The 24,704-nt window shown below is 62.6% G+C and carries 20 protein-coding genes and 1 tRNA gene; 8 read left to right on the top strand and 13 right to left on the bottom strand.

Annotation, left to right across the window (positions count from 1 at the left end; genetic code table 11):
* Positions 1-194: 194 nt before the first annotated feature.
* Both AB4Y77_RS03115 and rpoB read right to left on the bottom strand, forming a co-directional pair.
* Entirely contained in the window at positions 195-4,094 is a 3,900-nt protein-coding gene (locus AB4Y77_RS03115) for a DNA-directed RNA polymerase subunit beta' (protein WP_089595805.1), read from the bottom strand.
* A gap of 103 nt (positions 4,095-4,197) precedes the next feature.
* The gene (gene rpoB, locus AB4Y77_RS03120; RefSeq protein ID WP_311213686.1) at positions 4,198-7,704 is read right to left on the bottom strand and encodes a DNA-directed RNA polymerase subunit beta; all 3,507 of its coding nucleotides are present in this window, start codon (positions 7,702-7,704) and stop codon (positions 4,198-4,200) included.
* Between the two features lie 412 nt (positions 7,705-8,116).
* On the opposite strand from rpoB, the gene AB4Y77_RS03125 reads away from it, so the two are divergent.
* Complete coding sequence (locus AB4Y77_RS03125; protein WP_311213687.1) at positions 8,117-9,316, top strand: acetyl-CoA C-acetyltransferase; 1,200 nt, start codon at positions 8,117-8,119, stop codon at positions 9,314-9,316.
* Between the two features lie 46 nt (positions 9,317-9,362).
* A complete protein-coding gene (locus tag AB4Y77_RS03130; protein ID WP_311213688.1) occupies positions 9,363-9,845 on the top strand; it encodes an aminoacyl-tRNA deacylase in 483 nt (160 codons plus the stop codon).
* Between the two features lie 126 nt (positions 9,846-9,971).
* Here the strand turns inward: AB4Y77_RS03130 and rplL are convergent, their stop codons facing one another.
* From rplL to AB4Y77_RS03175, 9 genes are all read right to left on the bottom strand, one after another.
* Positions 9,972-10,349: a 50S ribosomal protein L7/L12 gene (gene rplL, locus AB4Y77_RS03135; RefSeq protein ID WP_024817599.1), complete on the bottom strand. Its 378-nt coding sequence runs from the start codon at positions 10,347-10,349 to the stop codon at positions 9,972-9,974.
* A 76-nt stretch (positions 10,350-10,425) separates the two neighbouring features.
* A complete protein-coding gene (rplJ, locus tag AB4Y77_RS03140) occupies positions 10,426-11,019 on the bottom strand; it encodes a 50S ribosomal protein L10 (protein ID WP_011775605.1) in 594 nt (197 codons plus the stop codon).
* Positions 11,020-11,321: 302 nt separating this feature from the next.
* The gene (locus AB4Y77_RS03145) at positions 11,322-12,491 is read right to left on the bottom strand and encodes a GNAT family N-acetyltransferase (RefSeq protein WP_442012925.1); all 1,170 of its coding nucleotides are present in this window, start codon (positions 12,489-12,491) and stop codon (positions 11,322-11,324) included.
* Complete coding sequence (locus AB4Y77_RS03150) at positions 12,470-13,579, bottom strand: GNAT family N-acetyltransferase (RefSeq protein WP_442012926.1); 1,110 nt, start codon at positions 13,577-13,579, stop codon at positions 12,470-12,472. The genes AB4Y77_RS03145 and AB4Y77_RS03150 overlap by 22 nt, the downstream gene beginning before the upstream one ends.
* Positions 13,580-13,687: 108 nt before the next feature.
* Complete coding sequence (gene rplA, locus AB4Y77_RS03155) at positions 13,688-14,395, bottom strand: 50S ribosomal protein L1 (protein ID WP_089595811.1); 708 nt, start codon at positions 14,393-14,395, stop codon at positions 13,688-13,690.
* Between the two features lie 147 nt (positions 14,396-14,542).
* A complete protein-coding gene (gene rplK / locus AB4Y77_RS03160) occupies positions 14,543-14,974 on the bottom strand; it encodes a 50S ribosomal protein L11 (RefSeq protein ID WP_011775609.1) in 432 nt (143 codons plus the stop codon).
* Between the two features lie 130 nt (positions 14,975-15,104).
* On the bottom strand, positions 15,105-15,956 hold the full coding sequence (gene nusG / locus AB4Y77_RS03165) for a transcription termination/antitermination protein NusG (protein ID WP_311213691.1): 852 nt from the start codon (positions 15,954-15,956) through the stop codon (positions 15,105-15,107).
* 114 nt (positions 15,957-16,070) lie between these two features.
* Positions 16,071-16,352, bottom strand: a complete 282-nt coding sequence (gene secE / locus AB4Y77_RS03170; protein ID WP_024817604.1) for a preprotein translocase subunit SecE — start codon at positions 16,350-16,352, stop codon at positions 16,071-16,073.
* A gap of 80 nt (positions 16,353-16,432) precedes the next feature.
* Positions 16,433-16,505, bottom strand: a tRNA-Trp gene (locus tag AB4Y77_RS03175).
* A gap of 252 nt (positions 16,506-16,757) precedes the next feature.
* Here AB4Y77_RS03175 and AB4Y77_RS03180 point away from each other — a divergent pair.
* Positions 16,758-17,987: a pyridoxal phosphate-dependent aminotransferase gene (locus AB4Y77_RS03180; RefSeq protein WP_311213692.1), complete on the top strand. Its 1,230-nt coding sequence runs from the start codon at positions 16,758-16,760 to the stop codon at positions 17,985-17,987.
* A gap of 111 nt (positions 17,988-18,098) precedes the next feature.
* Here AB4Y77_RS03180 and AB4Y77_RS03185 read toward each other — a convergent pair whose 3' ends face one another.
* Complete coding sequence (locus tag AB4Y77_RS03185) at positions 18,099-18,773, bottom strand: LuxR C-terminal-related transcriptional regulator (protein WP_442012927.1); 675 nt, start codon at positions 18,771-18,773, stop codon at positions 18,099-18,101.
* Complete coding sequence (locus tag AB4Y77_RS03190; protein ID WP_442012928.1) at positions 18,770-20,368, bottom strand: ATP-binding protein; 1,599 nt, start codon at positions 20,366-20,368, stop codon at positions 18,770-18,772. Before AB4Y77_RS03190 ends, AB4Y77_RS03185 begins: the two co-directional genes overlap by 4 nt.
* A 125-nt stretch (positions 20,369-20,493) precedes the next feature.
* On the opposite strand from AB4Y77_RS03190, the gene AB4Y77_RS03195 reads away from it, so the two are divergent.
* The 5 genes from AB4Y77_RS03195 to AB4Y77_RS03215 all read left to right on the top strand — a co-directional run bounded on the left by AB4Y77_RS03195 (position 20,494) and on the right by AB4Y77_RS03215 (position 24,689).
* On the top strand, positions 20,494-22,020 hold the full coding sequence (locus tag AB4Y77_RS03195) for a PspC domain-containing protein (protein ID WP_311213695.1): 1,527 nt from the start codon (positions 20,494-20,496) through the stop codon (positions 22,018-22,020).
* Position 22,021: 1 nt separating this feature from the next.
* Complete coding sequence (locus tag AB4Y77_RS03200; protein ID WP_311213696.1) at positions 22,022-22,423, top strand: hypothetical protein; 402 nt, start codon at positions 22,022-22,024, stop codon at positions 22,421-22,423.
* A 31-nt stretch (positions 22,424-22,454) separates the two neighbouring features.
* A complete protein-coding gene (locus tag AB4Y77_RS03205) occupies positions 22,455-22,703 on the top strand; it encodes a PspC domain-containing protein (RefSeq protein WP_026539791.1) in 249 nt (82 codons plus the stop codon).
* Positions 22,704-22,896: 193 nt separating this feature from the next.
* Positions 22,897-23,922, top strand: a complete 1,026-nt coding sequence (locus tag AB4Y77_RS03210; protein ID WP_311213697.1) for an ATP-dependent 6-phosphofructokinase — start codon at positions 22,897-22,899, stop codon at positions 23,920-23,922.
* Between the two features lie 17 nt (positions 23,923-23,939).
* The gene (locus AB4Y77_RS03215) at positions 23,940-24,689 is read left to right on the top strand and encodes a GNAT family N-acetyltransferase (RefSeq protein WP_311213698.1); all 750 of its coding nucleotides are present in this window, start codon (positions 23,940-23,942) and stop codon (positions 24,687-24,689) included.
* Positions 24,690-24,704 lie beyond the last annotated feature (15 nt).

A 24,704-nucleotide genomic window follows, 5' to 3' on the forward strand; every position in this document is an offset into this window, starting at 1 on the left:
GCACGGCTTGATCTAAGGCCTTAATCGGGTGTATGGAGGACGACGGCGCAACCCGGCTGCCGCCGTCGTCCTCCACTCCCCCGCCTGACTGCGCGAAAAGCTGCCGCCGTTAACGGGTCCGGCCCCGCACTCATGGAGTACGGGGCCGGACCTTTACGGCGTCAACTCAGCCATGACGGCGGGAGGACAACGGATCAGCGGAAGTCGTTACCGAGGTCGTAGTCATCCAGCGGGATGGCGTGGAACTCGGGAGCTCCGTCGCCGCCCAGGGCGTCATAGGAGAAGTCGGTGAAAGCGCTGGGGCCCGTGAACAGGCTTGCCTTTGCTTCTTCCGTCGGCTCCACAGTGACCTCTGTGTAGCGGGGCAGACCCGTACCAGCCGGGATGAGCTTACCGATGATGACGTTTTCCTTGAGGCCGAGCAGAGGATCGCTCTTGCCTTCCATGGCCGCCTGCGTCAGGACGCGGGTGGTTTCCTGGAAGGAAGCAGCCGACAGCCAGGACTCAGTAGCCAAGGAAGCCTTGGTGATACCCATGAGTTCCGGACGACCCGAAGCCGGGGACTTGCCCTCGGACACGACGCGGCGGTTCTCGTCCTCGAAGCGGGCGCGCTCTGCAAGCTCACCGGGGAGCAGGTCGGAGTCGCCGGATTCGATGACGGTCACGCGACGCAGCATCTGGCGGACGATAACCTCGACGTGCTTGTCGTGGATACCAATACCCTGGCTGCGGTAAACGCCCTGTACTTCGTCCACAAGGAACTTCTGTGCAGCGCGCGGACCCATGATGCGCAGAACCTGCTTCGGGTCCACCGGACCGTTGATCAGCTTCTGGCCGACGCTGACGTGCTCGCCATCTTCGATGAGGAGACGTGAACGGCGCAGTACCGGGTAGGCAATCTCTTCGGAACCATCGTCCGGAGTGATGACAAGACGCATCTGGCGCTCGGACTCTTCAATGGTGATGCGGCCGGCTGCTTCAGCAATCGGTGCGACACCCTTCGGAGTACGGGCTTCGAAGAGCTCCTGGATACGGGGCAGACCCTGGGTGATGTCGTCGCCACCGCCGGCCGAAACAGCACCACCGGTGTGGAACGTACGCATGGTCAGCTGGGTACCGGGCTCACCGATGGACTGCGCGGCAATAATGCCCACGGCCTCGCCGATGTCAACGGTCTTGCCAGTGGCCAGCGAACGACCGTAGCAGAGTGCACAGGTACCGACCTTGGACTCACAGGTGAGTACAGAGCGGACCTTGACCTCGGTGATGCCTGCAGCCAGCAGCTGGTCGATGACGACGTCGCCGCAGTCGGTGCCGCCGGCAGCCAGGACGTTGCCCTGGGCATCGACGACGTCGACAGCCAGCGTACGTGCGTAGGCGCTGTTCTCGACGTTCTCGTCCAGGACGAGCTCACCGTTGGAATCCGGCACGGCGATCGGCGTGAGCAGACCGCGCTCGGTGCCGCAGTCCTCTTCGCGGACGATGACGTCCTGCGATACGTCCACCAGACGACGGGTCAGGTAACCCGAGTTGGCGGTACGGAGAGCGGTATCGGCCAGACCCTTACGGGCACCGTGCGTGGCGATGAAGTATTCCAGCACCGACAGGCCCTCGCGGTAGGAGGACTTGATCGGGCGAGGAATGATCTCACCCTTCGGGTTGGCCACAAGACCACGGATACCCGCGATCTGGCGGACCTGCATCCAGTTACCACGTGCACCGGAGGACACCATGCGGTTGATGGTGTTCATCGGGGACAGGCTGTCACGCATCGCCTGGGCGATTTCGTTGGTGGCCTTGTTCCAGATTTCGATCAGTTCCTGGCGACGCTCGTCGTCGTCGATCAGGCCCTTGTCGTACTGGCCCTGGATCTTGGCAGCCATGGCCTCGTAGCCGGCCAGGATGGCAGGCTTGGAGGTAGGCACCTCGATGTCGGAGATGGCAACCGTGACGCCCGAACGGGTGGCCCAGTAGAAGCCGGCGTCCTTCAGGTTGTCCAGCGTTGCCGCCGTAACTACCTTCGGGTAGCGCTCTGCGAGGTCGTTGACGATCCGGGACAGTTCGCCCTTATCAGCAACAGCCTCAACCCAGGGGTAGTCCTCAGGCAGCGTCTGGTTGAAGATGACCTGGCCCAGGGAGGTTTCAACGAGAGCCGGCTGACCGGCCTCCCAACCTTCCGGAGCTTCCCAGCCTGCGTAAGGCACAAAGTCATCCAAGCGGATCTTGACCTGGGAGTTCAGGTGCAGATCACGGGCGTCGTACGCCATGATGGCTTCCGAAACCGAGGAGAAGATGCGGCCTTCGCCGGCAGAACCGACGCGCTTGGTGGTCAGGTGGTACAGACCGATGATCATATCCTGCGAAGGCAGGGTCACCGGACGGCCATCGGACGGCTTCAGGATGTTGTTCGAGGACAGCATCAGGATGCGGGCTTCGGCCTGGGCTTCCGGGCTCAGCGGCAGGTGGACTGCCATCTGGTCGCCGTCGAAGTCAGCGTTGAAGGCGCCACAAACCAGCGGGTGAAGCTGGATTGCCTTGCCTTCCACAAGCTGTGGTTCGAAGGCCTGGATGCCGAGGCGGTGCAGGGTAGGTGCACGGTTGAGCAGCACCGGGTGTTCGGTGATGATCTCTTCCAGTACGTCCCAGACCTGCGGACGGTAACGCTCAACCATGCGCTTTGCCGACTTGATGTTCTGGGCGTGGTTGAGGTCAACCAGGCGCTTCATCACGAACGGCTTGAAGAGCTCCAGGGCCATCTGCTTGGGCAGACCACACTGGTGCAGCTTCAGCTGCGGGCCAACAACGATGACCGAACGGCCGGAGTAGTCAACGCGCTTGCCGAGGAGGTTCTGGCGGAAACGACCCTGCTTGCCCTTGAGCATGTCGCTCAGGGACTTCAGCGGACGGTTGCCCGGACCCGTGACGGGACGGCCACGACGACCGTTGTCGAAGAGGCTGTCAACAGCTTCCTGAAGCATGCGCTTCTCGTTGTTGACGATGATCTCCGGAGCGCCGAGGTCAAGCAGGCGCTTGAGTCGGTTGTTGCGGTTGATCACACGACGGTAGAGGTCGTTGAGGTCGGAGGTCGCGAAGCGGCCACCGTCCAGCTGGACCATCGGGCGCAGTTCCGGCGGGATCACCGGTACGGCGTCGAGAACCATGCCAAGCGGGCTGTTGTTGGTGGTCAGGAATGCGTTGACAACCTTCAGGCGCTTCAGGGCACGCGTCTTGCGCTGGCCCTTGCCGTTCTGGATGGTGTCGCGCAGTGACTCAGCCTCAGCCTGCATGTCGAAGGTTTCGAGACGCTTCTTGATCGCTTCGGCACCCATGGAGCCCTCGAAGTACAGACCGTAACGGTCGCGCAGTTCGCGGTACAGGCCCTCGTCGCCTTCAAGGTCAGCGACCTTGAGGTTCTTGAAGCGGTCCCAGACCTGCTCAAGGCGCTCGATGTCGGCGTCGGCACGCTTGCGGACGTTCGCCATCTGGCGGTCTGCAGAGTCGCGGGCCTTCTTCTTGTCGGCAGCCTTGGCGCCTTCACCCTCAAGACGGGCAAGCTCGTCTTCGAGGTCGCGGGCGATCGTGGCGATGTCGCTGTCGCGGTTGTCCACCATCTGCTTCTTCTCGAGGTCGTGCTCAACCTGGAGGTTCGGCAGTTCGGCGTGACGGCTTTCGGTGTCAACGCTGGTGATCATGTAGGCAGCGAAGTAAATGACCTTCTCAAGGTCCTTCGGCGCCAGGTCCAGAAGGTAGCCCAAGCGCGAGGGAACGCCCTTGAAGTACCAGATGTGCGTTACAGGCGCGGCCAGCTCGATGTGGCCCATGCGCTCACGACGCACCTTGGCGCGGGTGACTTCAACGCCACAACGCTCGCAAATGATGCCCTTGAAGCGGACGCGCTTGTACTTGCCGCAGTAGCATTCCCAGTCGCGGGAAGGGCCGAAGATCTTCTCGCAGAAGAGGCCGTCCTTCTCGGGCTTGAGCGTGCGGTAGTTAATGGTTTCCGGCTTCTTGACCTCACCGTAAGACCATCCGCGGATGTCTTCCGCGGTGGCGAGGCCGATCTGCATGAGGCCGAAGGAGGATTCGCTGGACATAGGGTCCCTGTTCTCTCTTGTTCTCTAAATTCTGAAGTCTTGGTTACGGGAAGAGGGAGCTGTTCCGACGGACAGGTGTTGAGGCTGCCCGCCGGAACAGCTGCTAGACCTCTTCTACGGAACTGGGCTCTGCACGAGACAGATCGATGCCCAGTTCTTCCGCAGCCGTGAAGACTGCGTCATCAGAGTCACGCATTTCGATCGTGGTTCCGTCCGTGGAAAGAACTTCCACGTTCAGGCACAACGACTGCATTTCCTTGATCAAGACCTTGAAGGACTCGGGAACGCCAGGCTCAGGGATGTTCTCGCCCTTGACGATGGCTTCGTAGACCTTCACACGACCATGGATGTCATCCGACTTGATCGTGAGGAGTTCCTGAAGCGTGTAGGCGGCACCGTAAGCTTCGAGCGCCCACACTTCCATTTCACCGAAGCGCTGGCCACCGAACTGAGCCTTACCACCCAGCGGCTGCTGCGTGATCATGGAGTACGGGCCGGTGGAACGCGCGTGGATCTTGTCGTCCACCAGGTGGTGGAGCTTCAGGATGTACATGTAACCGACGGAGATCGGGTCCGGGAACGGCTCGCCGGAGCGGCCGTCAAACAGACGGGTCTTGCCGGAGGAATCGATCAGGCGGTCGCCGTCGCGGGTCACGTTGGTGGAGTCAAGCAGACCAGTGATTTCTTCTTCACGGGCGCCATCGAACACCGGGGTGGCAACGGTGGTCTGGCCGGTTTCACGGGGCAGGTTGGGCAGGTTCTTGACCCACTCCGGCTCGCCTTCGATCTTCCAACCGGTCTTGGCAACCCAACCAAGGTGGGTTTCCAGGACCTGTCCAACGTTCATTCGACCCGGAACACCAAGCGGGTTCAGGACGATGTCCACCGGGGTACCGTCTGCAAGGAAGGGCATGTCCTCGATCGGGAGGATCTTGGAGATAACACCCTTGTTGCCGTGACGGCCGGCGAGCTTGTCGCCGTCGGTGATCTTACGCTTGGCTGCAACGTAGACGCGGACCAACTGGTTCACGCCCGGGGGCAGTTCGTCGTCGTTGTCGCGGTCGAAGACGCGCACGCCGATGACCGTACCGGACTCGCCGTGGGGCACCTTCAGGGACGTGTCGCGGACTTCGCGGGACTTCTCACCGAAGATGGCGCGGAGAAGGCGCTCTTCCGGGGTCAGTTCGGTTTCACCCTTAGGGGTGACCTTTCCGACCAGGATGTCGCCGGCTTCAACCTCAGCACCAATGTGGATGATGCCACGCTCGTCCAGGCCTGCAAGGACTTCCTCGGACACGTTGGGGATGTCACGCGTGATTTCCTCGGCACCAAGCTTGGTGTCGCGGGCATCAATTTCGTGCTCCTCGATGTGGATGGAGGAAAGAACATCCTCAGCAACAATGCGCTGCGACAGGATGATGGCGTCCTCGAAGTTGTGGCCTTCCCATGACATGAATGCCACGAGCAGGTTCTTACCGAGGGCCAGTTCACCCTGGTCCGTTGCGGGACCGTCAGCGATGATGCCGCCAACTTCCAGGCGCTGGCCTTCGTTGACCAGGACACGGTGGTTGTAGCAGTTGCCCTGGTTGGAACGGGCGAACTTGTTGATGCGGTAGTTGGTCTCAGTACCGTCGTCGTTGATCATGACAACCAGCTCGGCGGAAACCTCGGTGACCACACCTGCCTTCTTCGCGATGACAACATCACCGGCGTCAACGGCTGCTGCTCGCTCCATGCCGGTGCCCACGAACGGAGCCTCGGAACGGACCAGCGGCACGGCCTGGCGCTGCATGTTGGCACCCATGAGTGCACGGTTTGCATCGTCATGCTCAAGGAACGGAATCAGGGCTGTTGCCACGGACACCATCTGGCGCGGGGAAACGTCCATGAACTGAACCTCGGCAGCGGGAACCAGAACGGGCTCGCCTCCACCACCACGTGCACGGACAAGGACGGTCTCTTCAGAGAACTTCTTGTCAGCATCCAGCGGAGCGTTGGCCTGTGCAATCAGGACCTCAGCTTCGTCGTCGGCCGTCAGGTACTGGACCTCGTCGGAAACGACGCCTTCCGCGACCAACCGGTACGGCGTCTCGATGAAGCCGAACGGGTTGATGCGGCCGTAGGACGCCAGCGAACCGATCAGACCAATGTTCGGGCCTTCAGGGGTTTCGATGGGGCACATACGTCCGTAGTGGGACGGGTGAACGTCTCGAACTTCCATGCCTGCACGGTCACGGGACAGACCACCCGGGCCAAGTGCCGACAGGCGGCGCTTGTGGGTCAGACCCGACAGCGGGTTGTTCTGGTCCATGAACTGCGACAGCTGGGACGTTCCGAAGAACTCCTTGATGGCTGCAACAACGGGACGGATGTTGATCAGGGTCTGCGGCGTAATGGCCTCGACGTCCTGCGTGGTCATGCGTTCGCGGACGACGCGTTCCATACGGGACAGGCCGGTGCGGACCTGGTTCTCGATCAGTTCGCCGACGGCGCGGATGCGACGGTTGCCGAAGTGGTCGATGTCGTCGACGTCGACGCGGAGCTCGTGGTCTTCGCCGTCGCGCTTGCCCATGAGGGTCTTCTCGCCGGCGTGGAGCGCAACGAGGAACTTGATCATGGCAACGATGTCTTCAACGTGCAGGACCGAGGCTTCCTTGTCACCAAGGGAGCGGTCGATGCCGAGCTTGCGGTTGATCTTGTAACGGCCAACCTTGGCAAGATCGTAGCGCTTGGCGTTGAAGTACAGGTTGTCCAGGAGGGACTGGGCAGCCTCGACTGTGGGCGGCTCGCCCGGACGCAGCTTGCGGTAGATGTCCAGAAGCGCGTCTTCGCGGGTCTCGGTGGCGTCCTTCTCCAGCGTTGCACGCATGGAGTCGTACTGGCCGAATTCTTCCAGGATCTGGCCTTCGGTCCAGCCAAGGGCCTTCAGGAGAACCGTGACAGACTGCTTGCGCTTGCGGTCGAGGCGAACGCCGACCTGGTCGCGCTTGTCGATTTCGAGTTCGAACCATGCACCACGGGACGGGATGATCTTCGCAGTGAAGATGTCCTTGTCACTGGTCTTGTCAGCGGTGCGCTCAAAGTAGGCGCCCGGCGAACGGACCAACTGGGAGACAACGACACGCTCGGTGCCGTTGACGACGAACGTTCCCTTTTCAGTCATGAGGGGGAAGTCGCCCATGAACACGGTTTGCTGCTTGATTTCGCCCGTGTTGTTGTTCATGAACTCGGCCTTGACATACAGCGGTGCCGAGTAAGTGGCGTCACGGTCTTTGCATTCGGCCATGGTGTACTTCGGGTCAGCGAACTCCGGCTCGGAGAAGCTCAGGGACATGGTGCCCTGGAAGTCCTCGATGGGGGAGATCTCTTCGAAGATGTCGGCAAGTCCGGAGGTGGTGGCGACGCTGAGGTCGCCCTCCTCGACAGCCTTCGCTACCCGCGCCTGCCAGCGTTCGTTTCCGACCAGCCAGTCAAAGCTGTCTGTCTGCAGGGCGAGAAGATTCGGAACATCAAGCGGTTCGTGAATCTTTGCGAATGAGAGGCGGCGGGTGGCACCATCGGTGCTTGCCGTGTTAGCGGTTTCGTTATTAGAGGTGCTCGAGGCGACCAAGAGGGATCCTTCCACAGACCTTCAGGCGTTTTCAGATCTCCCCCGTTTGCATCCCGCAGAGTGCTCCGCAGGATACTTATTCCGGTTCCGCTATATGACCCGGACCCAGTCCACTCATTGGCTATGCACGTTAAGGAACGGCACGTCAATGGTGCAGCTGAGAGGTAAAGCCCACCGCTATATGAAGGCTGAAGGTTAACAGGGAAGACGCAAATATCTACAATACGGCAAAGCAGCCTTCCTGTCTACCCCAGATCGTCCGTGATTGCAAGCACCGTTGCTGCAGGCACCTAAGCAAAGGCCTCCACAGCATCCCGATGGAATGCCACGACAGGCACAGCCGTTGAAAGGGTAGGCTGGCGCACGCCCCGCGATAGCCTTGCACCACCACTCCCGGATCGGAAGAGAGACCATGACCAACTCCGCTGACGACAATGACGTTGTCATCCTTGCCGCTTCCCGCACCCCACAGGGTCGGCTCAACGGGCAATTGGCGGGGTTCACCGCCGTCGACCTTGGTGCACATGCCATCACCGCAGCCCTGGCGGCCAGCGGCGTGAAAGCCGAACAGGTGGACGCCGTGATCATGGGGCAGGTCCTCCAGGCCGGAGCGGGTCAGAACCCGGCCCGCCAGAGCGCTATTGCGGCCGGCGTTGGGTGGAACATCCCTGCCGTCACCATCAACAAGGTCTGCCTCTCCGGACTCACTGCCGTCATTGATGCCGCCCGCATGATCCGCAGCGGCGACGCCACCGTAGTGGTGGCCGGCGGCCAGGAATCCATGACGCGCGCACCGCACCTCCTGCCCGGCTCCCGGCAGGGCTGGACCTACGGTGCCATCCAGGCCCTGGACGTCGCGGCCCACGACGGACTCACTGACGCCTTCGACGGACAGTCCATGGGCCTGTCCACAGAAACCAAGAACGTCACCCTCGGCATTGACCGCAAGTCCCAGGACGAAGTTGCCGCTGCTTCCCACCAGCGTGCCGCTGCCGCCATCGCGGACGGAACATTCGACGTCGAAATTGCTCCGGTGAGGGTCAAGCAGCGCAAGGGCGATCCGCTGGTCCTCAGTACGGATGAAGGCGTCCGCCCCAACACGACAGTGGAAACCCTGGCACCGCTCAAGGCCGCGTTCGCTACGGACGGCACCATCACGGCCGGCAATTCCTCTCCCTTGTCCGACGGCGCCTCCGCACTGGTGCTGACCAGTCGCCGGTTCGCCAAGGACAACGGCCTGGATTACCTGGCTGTTGTAGGAAAGCCGGGCCAGGTTGCCGGCCCGGATAACTCTCTGCATTCCCAACCATCCAACGCCATTGCCCAAGCGCTGAAGCGGGCCGGATGGGAAGCGGAGGACCTGGACTTCATTGAGATCAACGAGGCCTTCGGCTCGGTGGCGGTCCAATCCTTGAAGGACCTGCGTTATCCGCTGGAGAAGTGCAATATCCATGGCGGCGCCATTGCGCTGGGCCACCCCATCGGGGCATCCGGCGCACGGCTCGCGCTGCATGCAGCGCACGAACTCAAGCGCCGGGGAACAGGCAAGGCCGCAGTGTCGCTGTGTGGCGGTGGCGGCCAGGGTGAAGCCCTCCTCCTGTACCGCGACTGACGACGGAACCTGGACTGACTTTCGAACGAGGACTGGTGGAGCCGACGTGAATGAACCTGTGACGGACGGTGCTGAGAGGTTCCTGTCCGATGCTGCCGCCCGCGGTCTGGACGTTGACGTCGTCGAGCGTCCCGCAGCGCGCAGCCTCGAAGAAGCTGCCGGCATCCTGGGCATCAGCCCGGCGGACATTGTGAAGTCGTTGGTGGTCAAGCACCGCGATGGCAGCTTCCTGTTCGCGCTGATTCCCGGGGACCGCCAGATCTCGTGGCCGAAGCTGCGCGCGCTGGTGGGTGTCAACAAGCTCTCGCTCCCCCACGCCGACGTCGCCTTGGCTGCCACAGGATACGAGCGGGGAACCATCACGCCCTTGGGCAGCACCACGCCCTGGCCCGTCTACGCGGACGCCACCATCACAGGGCGTCGCATCTCCATGGGCGCAGGTGCCCACGGCCGCAGTGCCTTCGTGGACGCCGACGCCCTCACCGCCGCTCTGGGCGCGATAGTAGCGGACATCAGCGAACCCAACTAAGTAGCAGTTAATGCCGTTCTGACCGCTCAGAACGGCATCTTCTGCTACTTACTTGGGTTCGTTAAACGCAGGAAGCCCCGCCCGCTCCTTAGTCGGAGCGGGCGGGGCTTCCCCAAGCAAAACGAGTTACTTGAGGGTAACCGTTGCGCCAGCTTCTTCGAGCTGAGCCTTGGCCTTCTCGGCAGCTTCCTTGGTGGCGCCTTCGAGAACAGCCTTCGGTGCGCTGTCAACAACATCCTTGGCTTCCTTGAGGCCGAGGGAGGTGATGGCGCGAACTTCCTTGATCACTGCGATCTTCTTGTCGCCAGCAGCTTCCAGGATGACGTCAAATTCCGTCTTCTCTTCAGCAGCTTCAGCAGCACCGCCGGCAGCGGGGCCGGCAACTGCAACTGCAGCAGCCGTAACTTCGAAGGTCTCTTCGAAGAGCTTGACGAACTCGGAGAGCTCGATGATGGTCAGTTCCTTGAAAGCTTCAATGAGCTCTTCGTTGCTGAGCTTCGCCATGGTGGCGTCCTTCCATTAGTTGGTGCAGATCCGGGCTAAACCGGTCCATGCACCAGAGTTTGATTGAGGGGAGAACTTAGTTCTCTTCGGTTGCAGCTTCAGCGGCTTCGGCCGGGGCCGCAACCTCTTCAGCAGCAGCCTCTTCAGCGGCCGGAGCTTCTTCAGCGGCCGGTGCAGATGCGCCGCCCTCTTCTTCAAGCTTGAGGCGCAGGGCGTCGATGATGCGAGCAGCAGCGGATGCGGGAGCCTTGAGGACACCAGCAACGCGTGCAAGCTGCAGTTCGCGGGACTCGAGGGCTGCCAGTGCGGCAACTCCTGCTGCGTCCAATGCCTTGCCTTCGAAGACGCCGGTCTTGATAACCAGCTGCTTGTTGGCCTTGGCAAAGTCCGTCAGGCTCTTGGCAGCAGCAACAGCGTCACCCTTGATGAAGGCGATTGCAGTAGGGCCGGCGAGCTGATCGTTGAATGCTTCAACTCCAGCTTCCTTGGCTGCAATGGCACTCAGGGTGTTCTTGACGACCGAGAACTTGGTGTCCTGGCCGAGCGCAACACGCAGTTCCTTGAGCTGTGCAACAGTGAGCCCGCGGTATTCGGTCAGGACAGCCGCGTTCGATTCCTTGAAATCGTTGGTGATCTCTGCAACTGCGGAGATCTTGCTAGGCGTTGTCATAACCCTCCTTCCGGGGAATAAAGCCGGTCTTCCGGGTCCCCGCTCACGAGAGCTAAAACGAAAAAACGCCCCGCGCAGATGCACGGGGCTTGGCTCAACACAGACTGAATCCGTGGAGACTTGCTTCGTTCACCTGCGCCGGCCGCCCTATGTTCAGGGTCCTTCGTCAAGGAATTCACTTTAGCCTCAAGGGCGTAGCTGCAGAATTGAGCTTCGCTCGAAAGAGTGGATTCCCATCAACCGACGGTCTTTGGTAATTCAAGGTTACGGGAGAGTGTTCCCCAAACCAAATCGACGGCGGACTAGTCCGACGACGTCGTGTCCTTACCCCGACCGGGAAGTTCCTTCTGCCAGAGTCCGGTGACGCCCGCCGTCGTAAATCCCAACTGCTTGTTCACCGTGAGGAGGTAGCGGTTCTCGGGCGCGTTCCACGTGTAGATCACCCGGGCATCAGGGAACTGCTCGCTGAGCCTTTCCATGTTGGCCACCTTGATCAGCAAGCCCAGCTTGTTGCCCCGGTGTTCCTGGAGGACCAAGGTGTCGTCCTGGAAAACCACGTCCTGGCGGTGCGCAAGGACGCTGATGGTGGTCAGGCCCACCAAGCGTCCGCTCTCGGTGTGCTCGACGGCGGTCACCACCGTGCGCCGGCCCTGCGCCATTGCGGCATCCTCGGTTTCGCGCAGTACCGTTACGTCGAAAACCATCCCGCTCGCTTCGACTTCAGGCGCGTCTTCATCTCCCTCGTCGCGGACTACCTCGCCAGCGGCGTTCTCCAGGGCGGCCACGGCTTCCAGCCAGGGTTCGGGGCAACGGTCAGTCCAGTGGTGCAGCGTGTACCGTCCGCCGTTGGCTTCTTCGGCCTCGAGCTGAAGATCACCCACGAGTTTGGAATCCAGCGGCAGCACGCATGAGCTGAACTGCTCAATGTGCTGCAGCGTGTAGCCGGCACGTTTGGCGAAATCCACCTCCCTGCTGCTCACGGGAACAAAACCAGCACCGCTGCCCGGGATCAACTGGTCCTCGGGGACCTCAGTCAGTGACGTTGCCGGATGGTTGGTATCCACCAACGCCATGCTGCGTCCCTCGGCGCGGGCGAGCTGCTCCGCGGCTTCCAAAAGCTGACGTCCGACGCCCTGGCTCTGATACTCGGGAAGGATGTCCAAGGTGAATTCAGCCAGGTCCAGGTTGTCCGCCAAGGGCAGGGCAACATCCACCGTGCCCACAATGACGCCCTCTACTTTTGCCACCAGAATGACTTGGCGCTCGTAGGGATCAGAAAGCTCCAACAGCTTTTCCAAGGGCGTATAGGCGAGGTCGTCACTCCCCCAGGTCTCCATGCGTACCCGGCGCCCTACCTCTACGGCATCCAGGAAATCAGCAGCGTCCGGGCTGTCCAAGGTGTCAGGCACCCACAGCTGCTCGACTTGAACGGTCTTCGTCTCGTCTACAGTCATTCCAGCCGTTTCTGCCATTCGCCGTCAAAGCCGGAAGGCTTGAACCCCAAGGCGATATTTATGGCCAGCATATGCCGGTTTTCATTGGCGTTCCATGTCATCACGGACGTGGCGGCCGGCCAGATCCCTTGAATACGGCGAAGATTGGCGATCTTGACCAGCATCCCAAGGCCATGGCCCCGGTGCCCCGGAGCAACAAGCGTGTCCTCTTGGTAGACCATGCCCGGGGTGGCCTCGCGGTGGGTGAGGATGGTGTACGCCGCCAACTCCGCCGTGGCGTCATGGCGGGCAACAGCCGCCATGGAAGCGACCCCACCCGCAAGCCAGGTTGATTCCTCGACACGGACGCGGTTGCCATCCCACTCTTCGCCTTCCCAGCCCAGTCCTGCGATGGGGACCTCGGTGCTCATGAGGCTCTTGAGCTTGGCGAATACGTCCACGAGCTCATCAGGGCAGCGGTCCTGCCACCCGATGAGGCTATAGCCAGCCGCCCGCTTGCTTGCCTGCTCTTCAAGGTCCTGCAAGAGCGCTTCCCCGACCGGAAGGTCCAGCGTGCTGTTGGTTTCGACCTGCTCCAGGGAATACCCGTGATGGAGGGCGAAACCGGTGGAGGCCGAATCCAGCGGGACGCCACCTGTGCCGGACTCTGCCTCCAGCAACTCGCCACCCGGGATGAGGAGCCTCATTGGCTCCGAGCAAAACGCGTCAAAGGACACGCGCTCCCGCTCGCGGGCCAGCTGCTCCAGCACCGACAGGATCCTCGTCCCGATGCCGCGCCGACGATAACCGGCGTCCACCAGGACGTCCACACCCGCCGTCGTCGTGTTTTCGCTCAGCGGCAAGGTCAGCGTGCCCCTGCCCACGACGGTTCCATGAAGGCGGGCAAGGAAGACGTGCCGCTCTTCGTATTCATTGCCCTGCCAGTAGAGGACAGCCTCGGCCAGCGTGGAGCAACGGTCCAGGTTGCCCCAGAGATCCATGTGATGGGCGACGTCCAGGTCATGGAAGGCGCGGAAATCGGGCGCCCCCATGGCGTCGGGGCTTTTCGGGACCGGAATCCGTTCTACGGACAACCCGGCAAGGGCGGGAACGTTCGACGACGACACGCACCACAGCCTACGGCTCACCACTGCCGGTGAACAGGGAACAAGGCAAGAAAAAGGACCGCCCGGCGTAGCCGGACGGTCCTTTATCAGAGCCAGTGCTCGCGAAGCTTACGCGTCGGTGAGAACCTTGGTGACGTTCGGGTCAACGGTGATGCCCGGACCGAACGTGGTGGCAACGGTAGCCTTCTGGATGTAGCGGCCCTTGGAAGCGGACGGCTTCAAACGAAGCACCTCTTCCAGTGCAGCTGCGTAGTTCTCGGCCAGCTTGTTGGCGTCGAAGGAAACCTTGCCGATGATGAAGTGCAGGTTCGAGTGCTTGTCGACGCGGAAGTCGATCTTGCCACCCTTGATGTCGTTGACAGCCTTGGTGACGTCCGGGGTAACCGTACCGGTCTTCGGGTTCGGCATGAGGTTACGCGGGCCGAGGACCTTACCGAGGCGGCCAACCTTGCCCATGAGGTCAGGGGTTGCCACTGCGGCGTCGAAGTCGGTCCAGCCGGCTGCGATCTTTTCGATCAGGTCATCGGAACCAACGAAGTCGGCGCCGGCAGCGATTGCTGCTTCAGCCTTGTCACCGGTTGCGAAAACGAGGACGCGGGCGGTCTTACCGGTGCCGTGCGGCAGGTTGACGGTGCCACGAACCATCTGGTCGGCCTTACGCGGGTCAACGCCCAGACGGAAAGCTACCTCAATGGTGGCGTCGAACTTGGAAGGGTTGGTGTCCTTCGCGAGGGTGATGGCTTCGATCGGGGCGTAGACCTTGTCTGCCTCGATCTTGGCTACGGCTGCCTCATATGCTTTGCTGCGCTTTGCCATGCTGCTGTTTCTCCTTGTGCAGTTGTGGTCTGCGGACCGCGCTGGGCCCTGCCACAGTCGTGGATCCGGCAAGGATCCTGCGACATTTCAAATGTTTCAGATGCCGGTTGCCCGGCGGGTGAAGGCCACAAGGGCCTTCGAAGACTACTAGCCTTCTACGGTGATGCCCATGGAGCGGGCGGTGCCGGCGATGATCAGGGCAGCAGCCTTGATGTCGTTGGCGTTGAGGTCTTCCATCTTGGTGGAAGCAATTTCCTCGACCTGTGCCTGGGTCAGCTTGGCAACCTTGACGGTGTGCGGGGTAGCTGAACCCTTGGCGACGCCTGCAGCCTTCTTGATGAGCTCTGCAGCCGGCGGGGTCTTGGTGATGAAGGTGAAGGAACGGTCTTCGTAGACCGTGATTTCCACCGGGATAACGTTTCCGCGCTGGGATTCCGTTGCAGCGTTGTACGCCTTGCAGAATTCCATGATGTTGACACCGTGCTGGCCAAGCGCAGGACCGATCGGCGGGGCCGGGTTAGCGGCACCTGCCTGGATCTGCAGCTTGATGAGGCCGGTGACCTTCTTCTTGGGAGCCAATGTAGGGTCCTTCTCTCAATAGCTTCCTGGGGCACAGGAGCGCGTCCCAGGTTTTTGGCCGCCATGGCGAGGCGGCCGGCCGCTCCCGAACTGCTAAGCAGGCAGGACCGGAGCGAAATTTTGGAATCAGCTAGATCTTGGTGACCTGGTTGAATGCGAGCGTCACCGGGGTTTCGCGCTCGAAGATCGAGACCAGGACCACCAGGGTCTGGGACTCGGGCTTGATCTCGGAGATCGTTGCCGGAAGGGTCTCGAACGGGCCCTCCTTGACGATGACCGACTCGCCGACCTCGAAGTCGACGGCCACGGGAGCCTGGTTCTGCTTGTTGACCGGCTTGCCCTGCTCTGCCTGCTCTTCTTCGAAGACCGGGGCAAGCATGGAGAAGACCTCGTCAAGGCGCAGCGGCACGGGGTTGTGGGCGTTGCCCACGAAGCCGGTGACACCCGGCGTGTGGCGAACGGCGCCCCACGAGGCGTCGGTCAGATCCATGCGGACCAGGACGTAGCCGGGAATGCGAACGCGGTTGATGACCTTGCGCTGCGCGTTCTTGATCTCGACGACCTCTTCCATGGGGACCTGGATTTCGAAGATGTAATCTTCCATGTCCAGGGTCTGGATGCGGGTCTCAAGGTTTGCCTTCACGCGGTTCTCGTAGCCTGCGTAGGAGTGGATGACGTACCAGTCACCTTCCTGGCGGCGCAGCTTGCCCTTGAATTCTTCGGCCGGATCGGCCGGAGCTGCAGCAGCAGCGGCTGCCAGGTCGTCGCCGTCGGACTCTTCCGAAGCATCGTCGTCTGCAACATCGCCGGACGCCTCATCGGACTCGGCGTCCACGTCAGCTTCGAAGTCCTCTTCGGAATCGTCGGCGTCGGCAGATTCGGGCGCAGCAGAATCAACCTCGGACTCTTCCGCAGCCTCAACTGCAGCGCCCTCAGTTTCTTCCAGCTCAGTCTCGTTTACCTCGAGCTCCTGCTCAGACACTTGGTCTCCTGCTTCCTCATTGCCTAACATGCCTATTTAAATGGCTCAATTCCGCAAACCCCGCAAAATCCCTGAACTACCAAGGAATTTCACACAGTTTGCGGACAGATCCGCTTAGCGGTCCGTAGCGCCTGACCCACCGAAGACCCAGCTGACTCCTGTGCCGAAGGCCAGGTCCAGAAGGGTGACGATGAGCATCATGATGGCCACGAACACCAGCACCACGAGCGTGTAATTGATCAGTTCCTTGCGGGTGGGAGCAACGACCTTCTTCAGTTCACCGATGACCTGGCGGACAAAAAGAGCAATACGGGCGAAGAAGCCACGATCGGCTTTCTTGGCGGGACGGCCCTTCGAGCTGCTGGCAGCTGTTTCGGTCACCTGATCCTCACTCACCTTGCAAAGTCGTTGACCCGACTCTGATCAGAGCCATGGTTGCTGCGCTTGCCCCGGCGTTTCCGCCGGGACAGCTTGCGCAGGGCAGACAGGACTCGAACCTGCAACCTGCGGTTTTGGAGACCGCTGCGCTACCAATTGCGCCACTACCCTATGGATCAAATCCATGTTTCAGGCCGCACTTCAGCCTGTGGTGCTTTTCAACACCGGTGAACCAGTCTACGCAAGAATTTCGCGATAGTCGAACCGGCCCATTTCCGGTCCTCCCAGCCCCAAAAACCTGTGACCAGCATTATCAGTCACAAAGTCCGGCGGGCACCCGGGAGGTCCGCAGAACAGCATAAGGTAGTTTACGTCGAATCCCATCATCCAGCCCACGAGCTGCCTGCGAAGAACGGTACATAGATGTCTGCCGGAACAACTACCGCCCGCATTTCACAGCGAATCTCCGCCATTGCCGAGTCCGCCACCCTTGCCGTTGACGCCAAGGCCAAGGCACTGAAGGCCGCGGGCCGTCCCGTGATCGGTTTCGGTGCCGGGGAACCCGATTTCCCCACCCCGGATTACATCGTCCAGGCTGCCATAGAAGCTGCGAGCCAGCCGAAGTACCACCGCTACTCCCCCGCCGGTGGCCTCCCTGAGCTGAAGAAGGCCATCGCAGAGAAGACCCTGCGGGACTCCGGCTACCAGGTTGACCCCTCCCAGGTCCTGGTGACCAACGGCGGCAAGCAGGCGGTCTACAACACCTTCGCTACGTTGGTGGATCCGGGCGACGAGGTCATCATCCCCACCCCGTTCTGGACCACCTACCCGGAAGCCATCCGGCTCGCCGGCGGCGTGCCCGTTGAGGTCTTCGCCGGTCCGGAACAGGGTTACCTGGTGACTGTCGAGCAGCTGGAAGCAGCCGTGACGGACCGCACCAAGATCCTGCTGTTCGTTTCCCCGTCGAACCCCACCGGCGCCGTGTACAGCCCGGAGCAGGTTGCGGAGATCGGCAAATGGGCCGCGTCCAAGGGCCTCTGGGTTGTCACGGACGAAATCTACGAGCACCTGACCTATGACGGCGTGGAGTTCACCTCCATCGCCACTGCCGCACCGGAACTGGGCGACAAAGTTGTCATCCTCAATGGTGTGGCCAAGACCTATGCCATGACGGGATGGCGTGTGGGCTGGATGATTGGCCCGGCCGACGTCATCAAGGCAGCCACCAACCTGCAGTCACACGCGACGTCCAACGTCTCCAACATCATGCAGGTCGCCGCCGCCGCTGCCCTCACGGGTCCGCTGACCGCCGTCGACGAAATGAAGGTAGCCTTCGACCGCCGCCGCAAAGCGATCGTGGCCGGCCTCAACGCCATTGAAGGCGTTGAATGCCCGACGCCGACCGGCGCCTTCTACGTGTACGCGGACGTCCGCGGGCTGCTGGGTAAGGAATTTGAGACCTCTAACGGTCCTGTCCGTCCTTCCACCTCTGCTGAACTCGCCACCCTGATCCTCGACGAGGTTGAGGTAGCCGTGGTTCCGGGCGAAGCGTTCGGTCCCTCCGGCTACGTCCGCCTGTCCTACGCATTGGGCGACGAAGACCTCGCCGAAGGTGTCCGCCGTATCCAGGAATTCCTGGGCAAGGCCAAGTAGCAACCAGCCAACGCAAACGCTCTTCCACCACGGCCGGTGGGAGAGCGTTTGCGTTTAAGGCGCGGGAGGTGCGAGAGCGATCGGGAAAACCCAACGGGAAGTGAGTGAGCGTTAGAGGAGGCGGCGCTCGGCCGCCCATTTGGTGAGCTCGTGCCGGCTGGAGAGTTGGAGCTTCCTCAAGACGGCGGAAACGTGGGTCTCCACGGTCTTGATGGAAATGAAGAGTTCCTTGGCGACTTCCTTATAGCTGTATCCCCGCGCGATGAGCCTCATGACTTCGAGTTCGCGTGCAGAAAGCTTGTCCAGTTCATCGTCCGCGATATCTGCCGGAGCAGTGCCGAACGCATCCAGCACGAAGCCCGCAAGCCGCGGCGAAAAGACGGCGTCGCCATCGGCCACCCTGATCACAGCATCGGAAATCTCCTTGCCGGAGATGGTCTTGGTGACATAGCCCCGGGCACCGGCACGGATGACGGAGACCACGTCCTCGGCCGCGTCCGAAACACTGAGCGCCAGGAAACTTGTGGTCCCCAGCAACGCGGCCGATCCAGCAATAACCTCACGGCCGCCACCACCCAGTCCGCCGGGAAGGTGAACGTCCAGGAGCACTACCTCCGGGCGGGTTTCGGCAATGACGGCGATGGCCTGCTCCACCGTTCCGGCTTCTCCTACGACGTCCATGCGGGCATCGAGATCGGCTTTCAGCCCGGACCGGAAGATGGTGTGGTCATCCACGATCACCACCCGCACCGTGCGTTCTGGACCACTCTGGGGATTGGTGCTCATTGCTTCGCTTCTCCATTCCGGGCTTCACTGTTCCGGGCTTCATTGTTCCGCTGTTCGCCCGCGTCGCCGTTGGCGGACGGCAGGGTCAGTCGGACTTCCGTCCCGTCGCTGCTGCTGCTGATTGTTGCTGTGCCACCGTGCCGCTTCATCCGGCCAATAATCGATTCTTTGACGCCCAGCCTGTCGTCCGGAACAGCATCAGGATCGAAGCCGGGACCGCGGTCCTTGATGAAGATTTCCGTGGTGCCCGCAGTACTTTCCACATACACGGACACCGTTCCGCCGCCATGCCGTGCGGCGTTGAGCATCGCTTCCCGGGCTGCCTGCACCATGGCCTCGTGCCGTTCCGTCATGTCCGTGTCGCCCACGGCCACCACCTCCACTGCGTGGCCCTGGGAGTCTTCGACCTCCGCTGCGACCGCTTTGATGCGCTCGGCCAGGAGCCCTGATTCCTTGGCTGCATCGCTGAAAAGCCAGGCCCGGAGTTCGCGTTCCTGTGCCCTGGCAAGCCGCACGACGTCCTGTTCCGACCCCGCCCTGCGTTGGATCAGCGCCAAGGTCTGCAGTACGGAGTCGTGCAGATGGGCGGCAATCTCGGCGCGCTCCGTCTCGCGGATGCGTCCTGCCCGCTCAGTTTCCAGGTCCTTCCAAAACTTGAGGCCCCAGGGCAGCAGGACCAACGCAACGCCGCCCAGGACGGCCACGGACGCCAACAACGCCAGCCAGGTCTGTTCCCACGATCCCGAGCCGGACACCATGACCAGGACGCCAGCCACCACCAGCGCCAGGCCGGCCGCCAGCCGGACCCACCCGCCCGCTTGATCGGCCTTCGTCTTGTCCACCAGGCCGGCCCTGCGGGTTTCGTCGAGCTGCATCCAGGCGATCGCCGCACCGCCCAGGATGGCCGCGGCCGGTATGAGGGTCCCCAGGGGAACGTCGACGCCGAACTGGCGTGCGACCAAGATGGCGGCCACCAGGAGCAGAGCCGCGCCAAGCAGGATTTCCTTGCCATACTGGATGCGCCGTGAGGAGAACCAGGATGCCAAGCCTCCCCCAGCGCCGCTGCCCGCCCAGTCCCACGCGGCAGACGGACTGCCGAATCCTGCAGGTCCAGCAGCGGGAACCGAACCACGGCCCTGGACGTCGCCGCTGCCGGAGACCTGGCGCTCAGCAGCTGCCCCCGAAAACGGCCCGCCGACCGGGACAGAACCTAGGACAGGAGGTGCGCCGGCCGCCGATGGTGAGGATCCGGCGTCGTACGTTTTCGATGCCTGGTGACCACCAGCGCCTGTCGTGAAGCCGGCAGGCGTGCTTTCACCACTGGGCCCTGGTACGGGCGGCAGGCTCACGGCAGGAGCAATGGGCGACGCCGGACGGCGGGCATTGCGCTTGGCGTTCTCGTCCGCGGTGGGAACCATGGTCCACAGCCACGCATAGAAGGCCACACCTGCGCCGCCGGCGAAACACGCCAGGATCATGCCAAGCCGGACGAACTTGACCGGCCAGCCCAAGTGATCGGCCAGTCCACTGCAGACGCCCGCAATCATGCGGTCGCTGCTGCGGACCAGCACGGGGCGTTGTACAGCGGTAGTCATGTACCAATCCAAACACGGATAAGGGTTACCCGGACCGGAAACCAGCGTTGTTCGGGGGTCTCTCAGGGATCATTCAGGGTATCCCCCAGTAGAGGGAAGGACGGGTGGGGCGGCAGGATCGAAGTATGAACGCGAACAGCATGAATCCAGAGGAACCCGGAACGCCAGGCACTGCCGGCACCTCCGGCTCACAGCAAGAGCCCACCGCCGGCGCTTCCGCGGGAACTGGTCCGGACAACGGCACCTACCCGCCGGCCGGCGCCGCTCCGGCCACGTCCCAGGAGAACTTCTTCGACTGGATCCGCAACCAAGGCATCCGCCGCGGACCGGACCGCTGGATTGGCGGCGTCGCAAGCGGTGTGGCCCACCGCTTCGGCATCGACCCGCTGATTGTGAGGGGCATCTTCATTGTCCTGGCAGTCTTCGCCGGCGTAGGGGTGCTGCTGTACGGCATTGCCTGGGCCCTCCTGCCTGAGCCCGATGGACGCATCCACGTCCAGGAAGCAGCTGCAGGCCGCTGGTCCGGAGGCATGACCGGCGCGTTGATCACCACGATCATCGGCCTCCCGAGCCTGGGCCGCGGATTCTGGGGATGGGGCTGGGATGGATTGCCCGGCCTGTTCTGGACGCTGTTCTGGATGGGTGGCGTCTTCTACCTCATCTACTTCCTGGTTCAACGCAACAAGGCCCCGAAGGGAGTTCCGCCCATGAGCCGGCAGAACTACGCCGCAGCACCCGGCAAGGCCACCGCGTACGGAACCCCAACCTCCTACGGGCCGCCTGCCGCCTACGGGGCTTCGGCTGCGACCAACACGGGCGTCCCTGTCTATGGCGCCGGCCAGCCCGGCACGAAACCGCATGGTCATGGTGCAAGCGCCGCGCCGCCGTCGGGTCCTTACACGCCGTCGGGTGCGTACACGCCGTCGGGTCCTTACAGCCCGTCCAATCCGTCCGGCCCCCGTCCGCCGCAGGGCCCCACTCCCCCGCAGGACTGGCAGCCCAAGCCCGCCGCCCCCAAGCGCAAGGGACCCGGGGCAGCGATCGTGGCAGTCTCTGCCGGTGCTGCGTTGCTGGCCGGCGGTACGTTGAAAGCGCTCGACGCCGGGAACGTCATTGATTTGGGCAACTCCGCCAACGCCGTGGTGTGGGCCACCGGCGCCGCAGTCCTGGGCCTGGGCATCCTGGTCGCAGGGCTCCGGGGCAGGACCTCAGGGTTCCTTGGCTTCCTCGCAGTAGCTGCCCTCATCATTGGCGGGATCTTCAACGTGGTCCCCAGGGACGGCGACCGGTTTACTTTCCACGACGTCAACTGGGCACCCACAACCCTGGAGCAAGCACGGCAAGGGATCGACGTCACCGGCGCCCAAGGCGTGGTGGACCTGAGCGACATCACCATGAATCCTCCCCTGATCTCCGAAGTCCTGATCCCCGTGGACGCGACCGCCAGCAACGTCACGGTCATCATTCCCGACGACGTGCCCGTGGAAGTCAGGGCGGACATGACGTTCGGCAACCTCAATGAACGCGGCTCTGACCGCGGCGGCCGGCTCCAGGACGAGCGGACCCTGTACAACACCGGGAAGCCCGGAGCCAACCTCGTGGTGGAAATCGACGGCACGTTCAGCAACGTGACCATCCAGGAAGGAAACTGACATGAGCACCAACGAGCCCGGCAAGGCCAACGAAACCCAGCCCACGGCACCTCTGCCCAAGGGAACAAACCCCACCGAGGCCCTCCCGAAGGAAACCCGTCCCACCGAGGCCCTCCCGAAGCCACGGCTCCAGGAAATCCCGCTGACGCCACCGCTGGAGCGCAGCTTCCAGGTGGAGCACGCGGACGACGACGAACCCCGGCAAGCCCGGATCGGCACCGTGGTGTGGGGGTTGATCGTGATAGCCCTGGCTGCCTTGATTGTCATCTCAACGCTCGGTTGGGTGACGCTGAACGGCACGTACGTGCTGATAGGCCTGATGATCGGCGCAGGAGCGGCCTTGGTGGTGGGTGGACTCCTCTCCGCCCGCAAGGGTTCCAAAAAAGTAACCACTACGAAGTGACAAAGCAACCACAACAGGGAAGTCTGTAGCCATGGACAAGTTCTTCAGCATCGTCAGGGGCTTCGGCCTGAAGCGTGGACCGCAACGCTGGCTGGGCGGCATCTGCGGAGGAATCGCGGCAAAGCTCAGGGTGGACGTGGCCTACGTCCGGGTAGCATTCCTGCTCTTCTGCCTGCTCCCGGGGCCTGCATTCGTGGTCTACATCCTGGGCTGGCTGCTCCTGCCGGACCAGAACAACAAGATCGCCCTCGAATCGTTCATCAGCCAGCGCTCCCGGTAAATCCCGGTCACAAAGCACGCGAAGCGTCCCGCCACCAGGCGGGGCGCTTCCTTTGTTTTCGGCCAGATTTCCAATACCGCACTGCCGGGTTCAAAAGTAACCGTTTGTGTCCCACCCCACATGCGCGTCTACAATCATGGGGAGCTCAGCGTGGCGCTCTGCACGTATTCCTCCAAGCCATGAGTGAGCAAACATGAAAATTGGCATTCTTACCAGCGGTGGCGACTGCCCCGGCCTCAACGCAGTGATCCGGGGTGCTGTCCTCAAGGGCATCGCCATCCACGGCCAGGAATTTGTGGGCTTCCATGACGGCTGGCGTGGTGTTGTGGAAGGTGATGTCATAGACATCCCCCGCACCATGGTCCGCGGTATCGCCAAGCAGGGTGGCACCATCCTGGGCACGTCACGCACCAACCCGTTCGAAAACGGCGGTGGCCCGGACGTCATCAAAGCCCATATGGAACGCCTGGGCATTGACGCGATCATCGCCATCGGCGGCGAAGGCACCCTGGCGGCGGCGAAGCGCCTCACTGACGCCGGCCTGAAAATCGTCGGCGTCCCCAAGACCGTGGACAACGACCTCGATGCCACCGACTACACCTTCGGTTTCGATACTGCAGTCCAGATCGCCACGGAGGCCATCGATCGCCTCCGGACCACCGGCGAGTCCCACCACCGGTGCATGATCGCCGAAGTCATGGGCCGCCATGTCGGCTGGATCGCCTTGCACGCGGGCATGGCCGCCGGCGCCCACGCCATCCTGATCCCCGAGCAGAAGGCAAGCATCGAGGAGATCACTGAGTGGGTCCAGGAAGCCCACGATCGTGGCCGTGCACCGCTGGTAGTGGTGGCCGAGGGCTTCGTTCCGGACCACATGGAGTCCCCGCACTCCGAGCGCGGCCTGGACACCTTTGGCCGTCCCCGCCTGGGCGGCATCGCTGACCAGCTGGCCCCCGAGATCGAGGCCCGCACGGGCATTGAAACCCGCGCCACGATCCTGGGACACATCCAACGCGGCGGCGTCCCCACCGCCTACGACCGCGTCCTGGCTACCCGGCTGGGCATGGCGGCCATCGATTCGGTGGTCGAAGGCCGCTGGGGCACCATGGTGGCCCTGAAGGGAACGGACATCTCCCACGTCGGCTTCGAGGAAGCCCTGGGCAAGCTCAAGACCGTGCCGCAGCACCGCTACGACGAAGCGTCGGTGCTGTTCGGCTAGTCGGCTAGGCTGAATCCATGACTCTTGAGCCCACGTCCGCTGCCATTATCCAGCTGGCGTGGGCTCGCCATTTGGGGCTCGACGACGACGCTTTCGCCACCGCAGCAGCCCGGCTCGCCAACTCGACGGTCGACCCCGGCGATCCCGCACACCGCATCACCCGCGTGGACGAATCAGCCGGGACGGTGGTCTTCCTCAGGCTCTTCGGAGTTTCGGCACTGGTGGGACCGCAGTGGGCCTTGGACGCCGCCGTCGGACTTCCTGATACAGAGCTCGCCCAACACGTGACGCTGTTGACCTTGACCCGGTCCCACGGAGGGCACGGGCGGGGATCAACGGCCTTGTTCTTCGCCGACGATTTGCCCCTTCAACAACCTTCCGAAGACCTCACAGTCTCCAGGGGCAACCCGGAAGCCATCAGCCTCGAAGCGCTGTGTCCTCCGGACGACGTCAATGAGGTGGGGCTGCAGGGGCTCGAACACCGGTTCACCATCATGCACCCTGACGAGGCACCACCCACCCCTGTAGCCTGCGGCGCCTACTCCGAATGGGAAGGCATCCTGGCCAACATGGGCGTTCTGGTGGCACCTCCGTGGCGTCGCCGCGGCCTGGGGACCCTGGCCGCGTCCATCGCTGCCCATGAAGCCCTGGCCGCGGGCCTGACCCTGCAATGGAAGGCCGACGTCAGCAATACCGGGGCACTCGCGATGGCCCGCAGCCTTGGCTTTGCCACGGGCGGGCTCCACGCGAGCGTGCTGCTCGGCTGACTCCCCCCGGAGTTT

Origin of the sequence: Paenarthrobacter sp. YAF11_1, assembly GCF_052113445.1 — a bacterium.
GTDB lineage: Bacteria > Actinomycetota > Actinomycetes > Actinomycetales > Micrococcaceae > Arthrobacter.